This is a genomic window from Scardovia wiggsiae F0424, from assembly GCF_000269605.1.
Taxonomy (GTDB): Bacteria; Actinomycetota; Actinomycetes; order Actinomycetales; family Bifidobacteriaceae; genus Scardovia; species Scardovia wiggsiae.
Genome location: NZ_AKCI01000001.1, coordinates 504,306 through 519,580 on the forward strand (window position 1 = coordinate 504,306; position 15,275 = coordinate 519,580).

The 15,275-nt window shown below is 53.8% G+C and carries 10 protein-coding genes; 5 read left to right on the forward strand and 5 right to left on the reverse strand.

Annotation, left to right across the window (positions count from 1 at the left end):
• Window positions 1–2: 2 nt before the first annotated feature.
• Window positions 3–554 carry a 6TM ABC transporter family protein gene (locus tag HMPREF9156_RS0102290; RefSeq protein WP_007147190.1) on the reverse strand — a complete coding sequence of 184 codons (552 nt, stop codon included), beginning with the start codon at window positions 552–554 and terminating at the stop codon, window positions 3–5.
• Between the two features lie 62 nt (window positions 555–616).
• Here HMPREF9156_RS0102290 and HMPREF9156_RS0102295 point away from each other — a divergent pair, with 62 nt between their 5' ends.
• Window positions 617–1,378: a lysophospholipid acyltransferase family protein gene (locus tag HMPREF9156_RS0102295; RefSeq protein WP_007147191.1), complete on the forward strand. Its 762-nt coding sequence runs from the start codon at window positions 617–619 to the stop codon at window positions 1,376–1,378.
• A 58-nt stretch (window positions 1,379–1,436) separates the two neighbouring features.
• On the opposite strand, the gene HMPREF9156_RS0102300 is transcribed toward HMPREF9156_RS0102295, so the two are convergent.
• Both HMPREF9156_RS0102300 and HMPREF9156_RS0102305 read right to left on the reverse strand, forming a co-directional pair.
• Window positions 1,437–3,653, reverse strand: coding sequence for a protein kinase domain-containing protein (locus HMPREF9156_RS0102300; RefSeq protein ID WP_007147192.1), 2,217 nt, complete (start codon window positions 3,651–3,653; stop codon window positions 1,437–1,439).
• Window positions 3,654–3,709: 56 nt separating this feature from the next.
• Window positions 3,710–4,864 (reverse strand): polyprenyl synthetase family protein, encoded by a 1,155-nt coding sequence (locus tag HMPREF9156_RS0102305; RefSeq protein WP_007147193.1) that lies wholly within the window; start codon window positions 4,862–4,864, stop codon window positions 3,710–3,712.
• Window positions 4,865–5,031: 167 nt separating this feature from the next.
• Here HMPREF9156_RS0102305 and HMPREF9156_RS0102310 point away from each other — a divergent pair, with 167 nt between their 5' ends.
• The 3 genes from HMPREF9156_RS0102310 to HMPREF9156_RS0102320 all read left to right on the forward strand — a co-directional run bounded on the left by HMPREF9156_RS0102310 (window position 5,032) and on the right by HMPREF9156_RS0102320 (window position 9,887).
• A complete protein-coding gene (locus HMPREF9156_RS0102310; protein ID WP_017147412.1) occupies window positions 5,032–5,733 on the forward strand; it encodes a DUF4192 family protein in 702 nt (233 codons plus the stop codon).
• 99 nt (window positions 5,734–5,832) lie between these two features.
• On the forward strand, window positions 5,833–7,614 hold the full coding sequence (locus HMPREF9156_RS0102315) for an RNA polymerase sigma factor (RefSeq protein ID WP_007147195.1): 1,782 nt from the start codon (window positions 5,833–5,835) through the stop codon (window positions 7,612–7,614).
• A gap of 68 nt (window positions 7,615–7,682) precedes the next feature.
• On the forward strand, window positions 7,683–9,887 hold the full coding sequence (locus HMPREF9156_RS0102320) for a DNA gyrase/topoisomerase IV subunit B (RefSeq protein WP_007147196.1): 2,205 nt from the start codon (window positions 7,683–7,685) through the stop codon (window positions 9,885–9,887).
• Window positions 9,888–9,960: 73 nt separating this feature from the next.
• On the opposite strand, the gene HMPREF9156_RS0102325 is transcribed toward HMPREF9156_RS0102320, so the two are convergent.
• On the reverse strand, window positions 9,961–12,624 hold the full coding sequence (locus HMPREF9156_RS0102325; RefSeq protein WP_007147197.1) for a DNA gyrase/topoisomerase IV subunit A: 2,664 nt from the start codon (window positions 12,622–12,624) through the stop codon (window positions 9,961–9,963).
• 77 nt (window positions 12,625–12,701) lie between these two features.
• On the opposite strand from HMPREF9156_RS0102325, the gene HMPREF9156_RS0102330 reads away from it, so the two are divergent.
• The gene (locus HMPREF9156_RS0102330) at window positions 12,702–13,916 is read left to right on the forward strand and encodes an alkaline phosphatase family protein (RefSeq protein WP_007147198.1); all 1,215 of its coding nucleotides are present in this window, start codon (window positions 12,702–12,704) and stop codon (window positions 13,914–13,916) included.
• A gap of 60 nt (window positions 13,917–13,976) precedes the next feature.
• On the opposite strand, the gene sepH is transcribed toward HMPREF9156_RS0102330, so the two are convergent.
• Entirely contained in the window at window positions 13,977–15,185 is a 1,209-nt protein-coding gene (sepH, locus tag HMPREF9156_RS0102335) for a septation protein SepH (protein WP_007147199.1), read from the reverse strand.
• Window positions 15,186–15,275: the final 90 nt, after the last annotated feature.

Below are 15,275 nucleotides of genomic sequence, written 5' to 3' on the forward strand. Positions count from 1 at the left end.
AATCAGATCTGTGCTCCATCGGCAAAAGGCGGGTTGCCGCTGCCGGGGCTGTCAGTATGGCGGGTTTTCCGTGACGATCGTATAATACCGGCAAAAATACCCAAGGCAATAAGGAAAAGCACTGCAGCACAGATCGCCAGCAGCTGGGACAGCTGAGGGAAACATACTGCGCATAATACGGCAATAATACCGAGAAGGATGCAGGCTACACCTGTAAAAATACCCCCTGCAGCCTGTACCGAGAAACTGTCCACTGTTTCCGGCGCTGTAAAACGGTTATCCAGGGAATCGGCATCCAGCCAGGACGTCCTGAAACTGCGCGGTCCTGGCTGCCCGCCTGATACGAAAGCTGAATTTTTGAAATCCGTGTACGAGAACTTCCCCTTCTCATTGTGCTTTTCCTTTGCCCTTCTGGCATGCCGTTCAAATCGCCTGGCATCTTTTGAGCCTGCGATGTCGGACAGCTCCTCTTTATGTTCCCGGGCAAAGGCTTCCCAGGATGCGTCAGACGGATCGGGATCCTGCAGACTGCCATCGTGTTTGTTTCTGGTCATACTTATACTGTAATAGGTGATAACGATAGTACGAGACGGGCAAGCGATACAGAGGTCCTATGATGTTATACTGGTTTTTTGTTAAGGTTTTAGGGCCATTGGCCCGTCATCGTTTTTCCCCGAAGGCGTTCGGTGTAGATAACATCCCCCGCCAGGGCGGAGGGATCATTGCTGCGAACCACCTGTCTGTTATAGATGACGGCGTTATCCCGCTGACATCACCGCGAATGGTCCATTATATGGGGAAAAGCGATTATTTCACCGGTAAGGGGATCAAAGGGGCGTTCAAGAAATGGTGGTTTACCTCTGTCGGTGTTTTCCCTGTTGACAGGGCAGGAGGAGCTGCTGCTGAAGGTGCTATGAATACGGCTCGGGACATTATCGAACAGGGGCATTTGTTCGGTATCCATCCCGAGGGCACCCGAAGCCCGGACGGGAGATTATATAAGGCGCATACAGGTGCTGCTCGCCTGGCGCTGGAAACCGGATGCCCTGTCATACCTACAGGTCTTTTCGGCACAGATAAAATTATGAAAATCGGACAGACTATCCCTTCTAAAGGCACGTGCACAGTTATCTACGGCGAACCTGTATATCCTTCGAAGCATCAGGAAGGTACAGGGCTTACCCGTCAGGAAGTGCGCGATTTCGCTGATAAGATCTCGCGTGCAATACAGCAGATCACCGGCCAGGAATATGTCGATGAATATGCGCAGGTGGTGAAGAAGCAGATGGCTGCTGAAGCCGCCCAGAAGGCTGCAGACCAGGCAAAGAAGGATGCCAGTGCTGCTAAGGCTGAAGCATCAGCCGAACCGGAACTGTAGGATACGTGCAGAACTGATTGCGGGCCCGGCTGTCCCATAAGGATATTTCATAAGCCTGTTACCACGAGAAAAGTGATACTGTCAGCACTATTTCCCGGGGTTTCCCGCTGCCGTCCATTATTGTGACTTTGCTGCCGGCTTCTATCGACTGGCTGCTTACTGTTTTCCCAATCCCAAGGGTATTTTTCTGGACAACTGTAAACCCCATATCTTCCAGGACAGACCGGGCGCGGGTGAAATCCATCCCGGTAACATCAGGGACAGTTACTGTTTCGGGACCTTTGGAAACTACAACGGTAACAGTGTCGTTCCAGTGGATCTGGGCGCCTGCCTTCAGCGAGGCTGAGATAACATGGCCTTTGCCAACAGTAGAAGAATATTCCTCTTTCATCGTTACTTTCAGTTTCGCTTCATCAAGCATTGCTTTGGCTTTATTCCATTTCAGGCCTTCTATATCCGGCATGGCCACCGCTTTTTTGCCCAGGGAAAGGGCTATCTCTATCCTGGCATTATGCCTGAGGGTTTTACCAGGAGAAGGAGAGATACTGATGACAGCCCCCTTGGGGATTGTGAGCGAGTAGCTGTCTTTTGAACTGTCATGGCTGATATTGGTGAATCCCAGCTTCTTTAAGGCTGCGAGAGGGTTTTTCCCGTTTGAAGTCTTTGGGTCAGTGATATCTGAAGGGATTGTGATCATTTTGATGCCGCGGGATACAACTATGGTGAGATGCCCGCCCCTTTTGCTGATATGCGTCCCCGCGGTATCAGGGGAGCTGGAGATGATTTTCCCCTTGGGGACTGTATCGCTGTATGCATAGCTTGCTGTATAGGGGATCCCGGAAGACTCAAGGGCTGATCTGTAAGCAGCGAAATCGCTGTTTCTGATAGTGCAGGACTGGGTTGATGTGGTGGCGTTCGATGTGCATTGCCCGTCAGCAGCAACAGGGAGTACGTAATAACTGCCGGGGCCCGCAAAAATCCACCACAAAACTGCAGCAATGGCCGCAGCTGCGAGAAGCCCTGCTCCGATAAGTATCCGGCGGAGGCGGGAAGGTATTTTCCTGGACCTGGACAGTACGGTTTCCTGTGCTGCCGAAGTACCGGAGGGTCCGGACGATGGGCCTGCCCCGTCTGCTGCGGGCAGGCGTCCAGTCGTGCTGCTGCGTCTGTCATGCGCTGTGTATGGAGATACGGGCGCCGGCCAGGTCGTTTCTTTCCGTGTATCCGCTGCATAGTGCGGATCCCCCGAATTACGGGATCCCCGGACTGTACGGGCTGTACTGCTGGATGCTGCTGAAGGGGTATCCGTATGCGAAGGAAGGGCAGCTTGCCTGATCTGGTGTCCAAGCTTGCCGGTCCTGGAGGGGACGTCCTTGTTCCCTGGTCCCGCTGAATACGGGATTTTAACTGCCAGCTGTGCGGGGGACAGGGAACGGGAGAGTATCCGTATCTGGCGCAGTGCTTCAGCAGCATCTTCGGGCCTGTCCTCCGGCTTCCTCGCTGCAAGGGAAGCTATAAATCCACTGAAAGTATGGGGGACGGACGGATCAATACTCTCAAGGGCCGGGACATCATCATGGACATGCCTGAATACTACAGTTACAGGGTTGCCCGATATGAAAGGGACGTGGCCGGTGACCATTTCCCATCCCATGATCCCTACGGAGTACAGGTCAGTCTGTGTGCTGGAATAATTACTTTCAATAGTCTCCGGTGCGAGATATGACGCTGTCCCCAGAAGCATGCCTGTACTGGAAAGGGTCGCCTGGGAAGTGGCTTTTGCCAGGCCGAAATCTGTAATCTTAATAACACCCTGGGTCGCGATCATAATATTCTCAGGTTTGATATCGCGGTGGATCACATGGGACTGGTGAGCTGCCGCAAGGCCGTCCAGTACCTGCGTAAGGATGCGGATAGTATCATGGATGCTGAAATTTTTGCGGACATTCATTTCCTGGCGCAGGGTTACCCCATGGATAAGTTCCATGACCAGAAAGCTTCTGCCTTCATACATCCCTGTGTCATATACGGGGACAATATGCGGATTCGAGATAGATGCGGCTGACCGTGCCTCCCGGTGGAACCGTTCTGTATATTCTTCCGAGTGCTCTGACTGCGCCAGCCCTGCATGCATGATCTTAAGGGCGACTGTCCGCCCTAAACGGTTATCTTCAGCCTCATATACCGAAGCCATGCCGCCATCGGCGATTTTACGGACAACAGTATAGCGGCCGGCGACTGTCCGCCCTGAAGCGCTATCTGTAGTTCCTGTCATATGTGCAATATTACGGTAATGTCGTGAGAATCATCGGGGCAGCAGTTATGCAGGGGCTATACGAACAGCCCCATAACATGTACTACTGCGCTGATGCGGCTGTCCGGGATATACAGCGCTGAAAGCCCGTCTTCCAAGGCTGAGGAAGCTTCTGTAAAGAGCCGGGATATCCTTTCCCTGGACCGTTCAATAGCCCCGCTTGATTCGAATATCCGACATACCGCAGGTATATCGTCCCGGCTGCGCCGGTTTTGTGAATAGATATTGATCAGCGTGCGGCGGTCAGATGTATCTGAAAGGCGTAAAGCATCCGACAGGAGAACAGTCCTTTTGCCTTCAAGGATATCCCCGCCGAGGGGCTTGCCCGAGGTGCGGGACGTAACATCAATAAGGTCATCGTTGAGCTGGAAGGCAAGCCCGAGAGGCTTCCCCACAGTATGCGCCATACGGGCTGAAATTTCAGCATCAAACGCGCAGGCCAGGAATGCCAGCTGGATTGGGGCGTAAGCCGTATAGCTTGCTGTTTTCCACAGGTATGTTTCTAATGCTCCAGTTTCAATACTGTCCGGATCCGTAAGATCCAGCGATCCCATTGACAGGTCCATGATCTGCCCTGTTTCCACGCGGTGGTGCATATCAAGGAACGCAGCAGTTATTTCCTGACTGTTACTGAAAGCAAGGCCTGACCGGTGTGCTATGGCAACGCTGTCTGTAGCCAGGATGTCCCCCAGCATGATCGCCATGCCTGTCCCGGCTGATGCGCTGTTAATGCCCGGACGGCGGGATTCCAGGGCATAGCTCAGGGCCTTATGTGCTGAAGGGGATCCTCGCCTTGTATCCGAATCATCAATAATATCATCATGGATGAGTGCTGCAGTCTGGAAAACCTCAATTGCACAGGCAAGATCTAATGCCTGCTGCCTGCGGGTATCCGGCAGCCCCAGGCATCCGCACAGGGACAGCATCAGCAGGGCCCGCAGACGTTTTCCGCCATGTGAAGATGCTGCCGCCTGGCTCCCGGCAGCACTGAGGAAGATATCGTGGGCAGCAACGGGCGCAGACGAAGGGGGGGAGCTGTAAGGGCCGTATTTGTGCTGCTGTGATGAGACTAAATCTGTAAGCCTGGTATCTATGGATTTTTTCAGTATATCAATAGCGCCATCACTGGATGTATCGAACAGGACGGCAGTATCAGGTGCAGCAGGATTCACTCTGCCAGTGTACGCGATGCATGACACAAATACATAACACAAAGCCTTTCAGCGGGAAAGGGAAAACTGGTGTGAGTTCTCCACATCCGACCACATGCTTGGAATCCCTTTGCAGGTAATGCAGCATACCGCCACACTGGATCATACGGATCCATACATATATGCCAATGGAGGTAACAGTGGCCATAACAATATCAGAGACGGTGCTGAACAGCTTTACGGATATGCTGCATACGGAATGCTCCCATGAGGTGCTTGACAGGTTGCGGACAGGATTGATAAGCGACCGTAAAATGGGCGGGCTTGTATGGGCTGATAAGAAATGGTTTGCCGGTCCCATCAGAAGGATGTCGCAGTTCATGGAAAGCAGCCGTGATGCCGTAGATCCCCTGACCGCTGAAGATTGCGCGCATTTTATTGTTGGCATAGCTGAAACAGCAGCTTTGCGCGATGCTGTGATCTGTTCGGCAGTCATGTGTATGGAACCGGATAAGTATGTGATGATAGCCTGCGAGCCGTATAAGGCTGCCAGTGCCCAGTTCGTCTGCGATGCCCTTGACCCGGCATTCAATGACGCCGAGATACCGCGCAGGACTCGGCAGGGCATGAGGCTTATACAGCTGATGGGGCAGTGGCCCGCCCTGCTGCCTGAAAAATACAGGACAGGGGTTCTGGCCGTTCTCGCATATGTTTCATGGTGGCTGGGAGAACCCGAGATGTCATTGGGATATTCGCAGGAATGCCTGGGTTATGACAGTTCCTATAACCTTGCAGTTATTATGGACCAGGCTGTCAGGTGGGGAGCAATGCCGGCATGGTACAGGGAAAGCAGGAATAACAAGCCTTCAGGAAAAACACAAAGGCAGTGAAACGGGAATAATTGTCCGAATGGTATGGTTCATTACTAAGTAGTAGTTGCACTTGCCCGAACTATGCCTATTTTACGATGGGCCTATCCAGGAGGAAACGTGGTCACCAGAAAAACAGCCGGCACAACAGTTACCCGAAAGACTGCTTCTCCAACTAAAACTGTATCCGAAAACAAACCGAAAGTAAAGGGTACAGCCAAAGAAAATGCAAAAACTAAAGGGAATGCAGCAACAGGAAAAACAGCAAAGAAAACTGCTGCAAAAGAGGTATCTGCTGCTAAAACAGCAGGTACGGCAAAAGCAAAGCCTTCTGCAAAGCCAGCTAAAGCTAAAGCTAAAAATACTGAAGCTGCTGCTAAAAAAGCCAAGGCATCCCAGCATGGTACAGCAGCGCCTTCGAAAGCTCCATCTGCGGAATCCCGGGAAACCCGGAAAACAGGAAAAAAGCAGCAGGCATCTGCGCGGAAGGCGAAAACATCAGCAAAACAGCCAGAAGCGAAGGCACGGACAGAAAAATCAGAAAAAGAGCATGCCGCAAAACCCGTCAGCAGGAAGAAGGCTGCCGAAAGCACCGCCCATGAGCCTGAACAGCATCCTGATGATACGCAGCATGAGGATATCACTGACATTGATCATGAAGATGCCGGTCTTCCCGGTTCGCTGGACGAAGATGACCTTAACGAGGGTATAGGCCCGGGGGCAGATAATTCGAATGCCCTGGACCATATTGATGACGCAGTTGAGCTGGATGAGAACGGCGATCCCATCAGTATGGATGATGACAGCATGGAAGAGGGCCTGGAAGACAAAGAGCTTGAAGATGATGATGAAGATGCCGAACCGCAGGAGGAAAAACAGCCTACGGAAGAAGGCGCCTTTGTTGTCAGCGAAAAAGACGATGACGAGGATGACAGTCTTACTCCAGCAGGCAACCCCAAACGGCGTGTGCTCACTACAGGTGCAACATCGGATCCTGTCAAGGACTATCTTAAACAGATAGGGCGCGTCAACCTTTTGAACGCTGAGCAGGAAGTTGACCTTTCCGAGAGGATAGAGGCCGGCCTGTATGCCCAGCACCTCCTCGATACGTCTCCTGCTGAAGACCTGACTTTCCAACGCAGGCGCGAGCTCAGATGGGCTGCTAACGACGGGAAGAAAGCCAAGGACCATCTGCTTGAAGCTAACCTGCGCCTTGTGGTATCCCTTGCTAAAAGGTACACAGGGCGGGGGATGCTTTTCCTTGACCTGATCCAGGAAGGCAATCTCGGCCTTATTCGCGCAGTTGAAAAATTCGACTGGAAGAAAGGCTTCAAGTTCTCGACTTATGCAACATGGTGGATACGCCAGGCAATCACACGCGCAATGGCTGACCAGGCGCGTACCATCCGTGTGCCGGTCCATATGGTGGAAGTGATCAATAAACTTTCCCGTGTACAGCGCCAGATGCTTCAGGATCTCGGGCGCGAGCCCACACCGGATGAGCTGGCCCGTGAACTTGACATGCCTGTTGAAAAGGTGCAGGAGGTTCAGAAGTACGGGCGTGAACCGATCTCACTGCATACGCCGCTGGGTGAAGACGGCGATTCCGAATTCGGCGACCTTATCGAAGATACAGATGCCATAGCCCCCTCCGAGGCCGTCGCCTTCTCGCTGCTTCAGGAGCAGTTCAAGCAGGTACTGGAGACTTTGAGCCCGCGTGAAGCAGGTGTTATCAGGATGCGTTACGGATTGGAAGACGGGCAGCCTAAAACCCTGGACGATATCGGGCACGTTTATGGCGTTACCCGTGAAAGGATACGGCAGATAGAATCCAAAACTATGGCAAAACTGCGCCATCCGGCACGGTCCCAGACGCTGCGCGATTTCCTCGATCAGGAGTAGGCACAGCCTGCCCCGGCCAAGGATATCTGTGCGATTCAGAATAGGCGGAGATTAACGGTATTTGACTTATGGCTCAGAAGACAACGGAAAAATATAATGCTGACAGCCTCTCAGTCCTGGAGGGACTTGATGCCGTACGCAAGCGTCCCGGCATGTATATCGGCACCACCGACAGCCAAGGGCTTATGCACTGCCTCTGGGAAATAATTGATAATTCGGTAGATGAAGCCCTTGCCGGAGCTTGCAGCCATATCGCAGTCACTCTGCATACAGACGGCTCCATCACAGTTGCCGATAACGGCCGCGGCATCCCGGTAGATATTGAAAAAAAGACCGGGCTGTCCGGTGTGGAAGTAGTGCTGACGAAACTCCATGCAGGCGGCAAATTTGGGAATGCAGCCTATAACGCAGTCGGCGGCCTGCATGGCGTAGGATCGTCTGTTGTCAATGCGCTCAGTTCCAGGCTTGATGTAGAAGTTGACCGCGGCGGCAAAACGTATCGTATGGAATTCCACCAGGGACATCCCGGCGTGTATGCGGATGAAGATCCCGCGAACCCTTCCCCTGATTCCGCATTCAGCCGTACCCGGAAGAACCGGCCCACTGAGCTCCGCGTCATCGGCAAATACTCAGGTAAGCATACGGGTACACGAATCAGGTACTGGGCTGATCCTGAGATATTTAATGATACTGCGCGGTTCAATTATGACCAGCTTATCGACCGTGTGAGGCAGACCTCATTCCTTGTGCCGGGGCTGCGGATCGAAGTGGTCGATGAAAACATTGAGGATAGTGCAGAAGGTGATAACAGGTATCCCGGCTCAGACAGTTCCCCTTCAGCTGTAATAGAAGGCATGGATATAGCTGAGGCTTCTGTCCCCGGCCATCCCAGGGTCCAGGAATTCCTCCATGAAGGCGGGGTTGCCGATTTCGTGGATTACCTGTCGCATGGCGAACCGGTAAGCGACATCTGGCATATTGAGGGTGACAGCACATATGAGGAGGAAACCCAGCGGGTAGATGCTGAGGGTGATCTCCATGCTGAAATGATCAGGCGTACCTGCCATGTTGATATCGCCTTGAGATGGGTCAATGATTATGAGACCGTGATGCGCAGTTTTGTCAATGTTGTTGAAACACCGGGCGGCGGCATGCATGCTGACGGTTTCCTGAATTCAGTGACCCGAAATATCCGTAAAACCGTCGAGGCCAATGCCCGTAAACTTAAGGTAAACCTTAAAGACCCGTCAATGAAAGTCGAGCGTGACGATGTCCTGGCAGGGATGGTTGCGGTTGTCACTGTACGCATCGCTGAGCCTCAGTTCCAGGGGCAGACCAAGGATGTCCTCGGGACAGCCCAGGTCAAACCTATTGTTACCAGGATGTGCGATAAGCAGTTCGGCGATATGATAACCGGATCAAAGCCGGGCTTCAAGGACCAGTCCAGCCGTGTACTTGAGAAGATCGTTGGCGAAATGCATGCCCGGGTGCAGGCCCGGAAAACTAAAGAAGTGACACGGCGGAAAAATGCCCTTGAATCGGCATCCATGCCGGCAAAGCTCTCTGACTGCCAGCCCGGCAATGATGATATTGCAGAACTGTTTATAGTTGAAGGGGACTCTGCACTGGGGACTGCCAAAGCTGCCCGTAATTCAATGTTCCAGGCGCTGCTTCCTATCCGGGGAAAGATACTTAATGTCCAGAAGGCTTCTGTTTCGCAGATACTCGCTAATAAGGAATGCTCTGCCATCATCCAGGTCGTGGGGGCAGGGTCGGGCGCTACTTTTGATATTTCGCAGGCCCGGTATGACAAAGTTATTATGATGACTGATGCGGATGTTGACGGAGCCCATATCCGCACACTTCTGCTTACGCTGTTCTACCGGTATATGAGGCCGCTTGTTGAGTCAGGCCACGTTTATGCAGCTGTCCCCCCTCTGCACCGCATTGCTTTGGCCGGTAAGCGTAAAGGGGAGTACTTGTACACGTATTCCGAGGATGAGCTGAGCAGGGTACTGGGCCGGCTTGATTCTGAAGGTACGGCTTATAACGAGGATATACAGCGTTATAAGGGCCTGGGGGAAATGGATGCCGACCAGCTGGCTGATACTACGATGGATCCCAGATCCCGTCTTCTGCGCCGCATACGGCTTGAGGATGCGCGTGAAGCTTCTGAAATATTCGATCTGCTTATGGGTGATGAAGTACCTCCGCGCCGCCAGTTCATCATTGACAACGCCGATGATTTTGACCGCGCGTCAATAGATGCCTGAAGCGCTGAGGCCGGCCGGTATCCTGTGCACGGGTGCTGCGGATTTTTGTGTATATCCAGTGTCTGAATGTATATTATGACAGATAAGCCACAGGGGCCGGAAGGCCCTGGCCGGATGCATCCCGCCTGTCTGTAGGCTCGGGAAGCGGTATCGGGCTGCCGTTCTGTGCAGAAGCCAGTACGGGGTATAGCCCGGCCCATGATGCAATAAGGGCATTTTCGCCTTTCAGGAAGCGGTGCGAACGTACGCCTCCTGTGTTCCTTCCCTTAGTAGGGTATTTTTCGAGGGGAGTTATCTTTGCGCTCCCGTTATCCGTTCCCGGCAAAGCGTCAGCATCACCGGCTACGGTAACTACAACTGCCCCTGAGGGAGCGGTGTAGGGGTCTTCGCTGCCCGGTACCCATGCGACCTTTCCCGCCGGTATGACATTGAAGGATGTGACGGTGCATCCGGGGGAGAGGCGGATACCTCCCATCCCTGCAGCATTACGCCCCTGAGGCCGCACATTCCCCGCCGTATACGTCAGGAGGCTTGAATCACTTGAGATGAAGACCAGGCGGTCAGCGTCTTCAGCTTTTGCTGCGAATACTACTTCGTCGCCTTCTTTAAGGTCAATTACGGACCATGAATCCATAGTTGAAGGCGCGTCGCCATTCCAGCGCTTTACTGTCCCATTCCGGGTACCTATGGCAAGCGGTGCCGGGGCAGACGCGCCCATATTATCCGGATCGCTGGTGCTGCCGGTACCGAGCGGGATAACAGTAACAGCTTTTTCCCCTGCAACAGGGTCGGTGCTGTCCGTCATCCCCAGCAGCTCATCAGCCCGTACCCCGCCCCGGGTGCTGAGGGGGACAGCTGCAGGAAGGTTGGGAAGGTCTGCGCTGTGGGCAGTGACCAGACGGCCTTGTGAGGTAATGATGCCGTATATTGAACGGGTAGTTGAAGGTATAGCCGCAAGGATGGTATCGCTGGCTGCCCGAGGAGGTTGGACAGTCCGGGACCCCCATATGTCCAGCGCACTTGGCGATGTACGGGCTATAAGGCCGTCAGCACTGAATATAATAGCGCAGGGTTTGTCTTCCAGTTCAAGCGTCCCTGCAGAGCGTACTGAGGCAGGAGCAGCGGAAAGCGCAGATGAAGCTGAAACAGCAGCAGTGATGCTGTCCGTTCCGACAGGGCTGAGTTCCATACGTGAGGCTGCTTCAGGGACCCCAACAAAATCGCCGGATCCATCCATATCAAGCAGGACGGTCCGTCTGGGTGTATCCCACTGGGCAGCAGCATCATCCATTGACCGGATGACAACCATATCGCGGGCTTCGCCTGATGACAGGATCTCTTTCAGGCGTGCTATTTCGCGCTGGAGGTCGTCACGCTCAGCCTCAAGCTCGATCCGGCTCATTTTTGTCAGCCTGCGCAGCCGCAGGTCGAGGATATACTGTGCCTGGATGCCGTCAAGGTCGAAAACTGCCATAAGCCGGGTTTTTGCAGCGTCGGCATTATCGGAGGTCCGGATCACTTCGATTACTTCATCAATATCGATCAGCGCAAGGAGCAGCCCGTCAACAAGATGCAGGCGTTCCTCTGCTTTCCTTTTTCGGTATTCGCTCCTGCGGGTTATAACGCTGCGCCGATGCCCGATCCACACTGACAGCATTTCTTTAAGCCCCATAGTGTGCGGACGGCCGTCCACCAGGGCAACATTATTGATAGTGAATGAATCTTCCAGAGGGGTGTATTTGAACAGCTGGCCCAGGACGGCATGTGGGTCAAAACCTGTTTTGATCTCGATAACGAGCCGTGTACCATTATGCCTGTCTGTCAGATCGATAGCGCCGCTGATACCGTCAAGCTTCTTATTTTTAACACCTTCAGAGATACGTTCAAGGACCTTCTCCGGACCTACCATAAACGGCAGTTCTGTTACTACAATAGCTTTTTTCCGGGCTGTGACATTTTCAATATGGGTCGCCGCACGTGTGCTGAAAGACCCGCGGCCTGTATGGTATGCTTCGCGGATGCCGTCACGCCCCATGATGATGCCGCCACTCGGCAGATCCGGCCCGGGGATGTAATGCATAAGGTCTTCGGTGGTTGCATCCGGATGCTGCATCAGGTATTTTGCCCCGGCAACGACTTCACCGAGATTGTGTGTCGCCATATTTGTCGCCATACCGACGGCAATGCCGGATGCGCCGTTAACAAGCAGATTGGGGATTGCGGAAGGGAGTACTGCAGGCTCTTCAAGCTTGTTGTCATAGTTCGGGGTGAAATCGACTGTATCTTCGCTGATAGATTCATTCATCCCCGATGCCGAAGGGGCCAGCCTCGCCTCAGTATACCGTGATGCAGCGGGGCCGTCATCCAGGGAGCCAAAATTGCCATGCCCGTCAACGAGGGGGAGCCGCATGGCAAATGGCTGTGCAAGGCGCACCATAGCTTCGTAGATCGCCGAATCGCCGTGAGGGTGCAGCTTGCCCATGACTTCACCAACGACCCTTGCGGATTTCATATAAGGCCTGTCGGGGGTCAGATTCATCTGCCCCATCTGATAGATGATACGGCGCTGCACAGGTTTCAGTCCGTCGCGGGCATCGGGGAGTGCGCGGGCATAGATCACAGAGTATGCGTAGGCAAGGAACGAGGTGCTCATTTCCTCATTCAGCGGGGTATCTATAATATTCTGCTTGACAGTCCGAGGGTCATAACTCGCAGCATGCGTCCGGTGCTTCGGCATATATCTCCTTTGCGCTCATTTAGTATTATCCACAACAGCCTCGAAAATATATATCGTGCAGGCGTTACAATAAAGCCGTGGACAGGCAGGGTTTTTCACGGATACCATCCGGGATATCAGACCGCGGAGGCAGGTACGTCCAGCCGCGGCATTTAAGCGCTGTCCTTCCCGCTGTGAGCGCAGCCATTGGGATGCCGGTATCTTCTGCGGTACATACCGACCCTGAACAGGACAGGGAAATACTCGGCATACCGCATGCAGCATCGGTTGTTGTTGTGCTTATTGACGGTCTCGGGTTCCATAATCTGTATGACAGGCGGGGGCACGCCCCTTACCTGCGGTCGCTTATACTGTCGGAAGGCAATGGCCGGCCTGTCTCCACGTGTTTCCCCAGTACTACTGCAGTAGCGATGGGGACTTTCGGTACAGGGACGTGTCCCGGTCTTACAGGTATTACCGGATATACACAGCTTAATCCGTCAACCGGCAGGATTGCACAGATGCTGTCATTCCTCAACGCACCGGATCCCAGGGAGCTCCAGGTCCAGCCCACGGTTTTTGAGCAGCTGTCCCGCCAATCTGTACGGGTGACGGCAGTAGGGCTGCCGAAGTTCATAAAGTCGTCCCTTACAGCAGCGGCCCTGAGAGGCAGCGATTACCGTGCGGGCCGCACACCCGGCGAACGTATCCGGGAAGCAGCCTTTGCCGGGCGTACACCCGGCGTTACGTATATATATATCCCCGATGTGGATGCAGCCGGGCATCGCTATGGCCTCGACAGCAGCCGGTGGACAGAGGCGCTTGAAAAGGCTGACCGGCAGCTTGCCGTACTGCGGCAGAATCTCCCCGCGGGCACATGTATTATTATTACAGCCGACCACGGGATGATCAATGCTGATCCCGGGAGCCGCACAGATATTGCAGAGAATCCAGCGCTGTGGCCGCATGTAAGCCATATCGGGGGAGAGCCGCGCAATGTCATGCTGTATGCTGAAGGGCGTAATGATCAGGAACGCCTGGACAATGCCCGTAAAATATACCATGCGTATTCCGGGTTCATGGAAGGCCGCGCAGACGTCTATCTTAAAGAAGAAGCCATTTCACAGGGATTCTACGGTTATGTGAGTACCGAAGCATATGCTGTGATTGGTGATGTTATTGTTGTGCCCCGGGGCAATGCAACCCTGGTTGATTCCCGGTTCCAGGAGGACAGCGCTACGCGCCTGCCGTCAGTGCACGGAGGTGCGACAGGCTTGGAAACTGACATACCTCTGCTGATTGACGTTATCTGAGACAGCATATGATGCTGATATCCCGCATTCCGGAACACCTGCAGCCTGTCCTCCGATAAATTATTCTCCAAAAAGTATTTCATCCCATTGAGGGACAGATGAGCGGCGCCGTGCTTTTTTCTTTGTTTTCTGTCCCTGGCTGCTGTCAGCCGGATCCTGCGGGCTGCCGGAGGATCCGGCCTCAGGCCCGGAGTGTTTCCCCGTATGCTTCTTCTGCAGTCCGGGCATATCCCTATCAGCATTATCGGCAGTGTCTGCGTTGTCTGCAGTGCTGCCGGTGTTTTTCCTGTCCTTTTCTGCAGCCCGGGATGTGCGCCCGAATGAGAACAGGGTACCCATACGGTGCTGCCTCTGTGCCTCAGCTTTCGTGCCGCTGCCGGTATTGTTATCTGTGCTGTCCGGAATCTGTCCGCCCGTATTGGAGGAGGAAGGGACGGCGTCCGTCCGGGAAACTGCGGACCGGCTCTCCTCTGGACGGGGGCTGGCAGTACCGGTATCCGCGTCGGATGGGGTTGCTGCAGACCCCTGGCCGGCATCTGCCCGGGGTTTTTCCCCATCGCCGCTCATCCATTGCGGGGCGAGCGGGCCCCGCGTATTGATATCAGGGCTGCCGAGCCCGTCGTCGCCGGTGTTGCCGAACAGCTCATGATCCACAGGGCTTGTATTGGCTCCAAACACCCCAAAAAGCTTCTGCGCAGTTTTGTTCAGGCATACAATAGTGCTTGTGCGGGTATTATACGACCACTCAGCTGTTGCTGTGCGCCCTGCGGCAGCGAACTGTGCCCTGATGCGCCACGGATCGCGGCCAACCCTGGTGGCCCGCCAGGAGATAGTGTTGTAATCTGCACCGTAATTATGCATGGATTGCATAAGCAGCTGCTCAACAGTAGTATGGGGGGCAAGCTTATCGTCATTCTTGACTGCAGAGTTAAGGAACTGCGCTATGGTGAAGCTTTTCTCCTGCTCGACCTGCTGTGCAAAACGCCGTATCAGGGCGATCTCAACATCATATTCCTGATGTATCTCTTCCGGGGACTTGCCTTCCCGCGTAAGGACCTGTATCTGCCGGATAGGGAGCGTCTTGAGCTGGTGCGGCTGCGCTGGCCCTGAATTGTCTGATACTATTTGCCGCGCCGCCAAAATACCTTTCTCAAGATCATCGCTTATGCTTACAGTGAACCTGTTATGTGTGCGGGTCTCCTCAAAGATCAAGGCGCCGTTATCGTCAACGGCAATAAAAACCGCCTGGTTTACCTGCGGGTCAGCCATAAAAGTACCTCACTTATTAGGTGTTGTATCCCATCTTATCGGAAGATTTTTACATTTTGTACAGAAACACGTCGTGTCGGTGTTGCCAAA

What these genes read in the sequence shown, in the direction of transcription:
- HMPREF9156_RS0102290 (WP_007147190.1), bottom strand. Translation starts at nt 554, where the DNA reads ATGACCAGAAACAAACACGATGGCAGTCTGCAGGATCCCGATCCGTCT.
- HMPREF9156_RS0102295 (WP_007147191.1), top strand. Translation starts at nt 617, where the DNA reads ATGTTATACTGGTTTTTTGTTAAGGTTTTAGGGCCATTGGCCCGTCAT.
- HMPREF9156_RS0102300 (WP_007147192.1), bottom strand. Translation starts at nt 3,653, where the DNA reads ATGACAGGAACTACAGATAGCGCTTCAGGGCGGACAGTCGCCGGCCGC.
- HMPREF9156_RS0102310 (WP_017147412.1), top strand. Translation starts at nt 5,032, where the DNA reads ATGGAGGTAACAGTGGCCATAACAATATCAGAGACGGTGCTGAACAGC.
- HMPREF9156_RS0102320 (WP_007147196.1), top strand. Translation starts at nt 7,683, where the DNA reads ATGGCTCAGAAGACAACGGAAAAATATAATGCTGACAGCCTCTCAGTC.
- HMPREF9156_RS0102325 (WP_007147197.1), bottom strand. Translation starts at nt 12,624, where the DNA reads ATGCCGAAGCACCGGACGCATGCTGCGAGTTATGACCCTCGGACTGTC.
- sepH (WP_007147199.1), bottom strand. Translation starts at nt 15,185, where the DNA reads ATGGCTGACCCGCAGGTAAACCAGGCGGTTTTTATTGCCGTTGACGAT.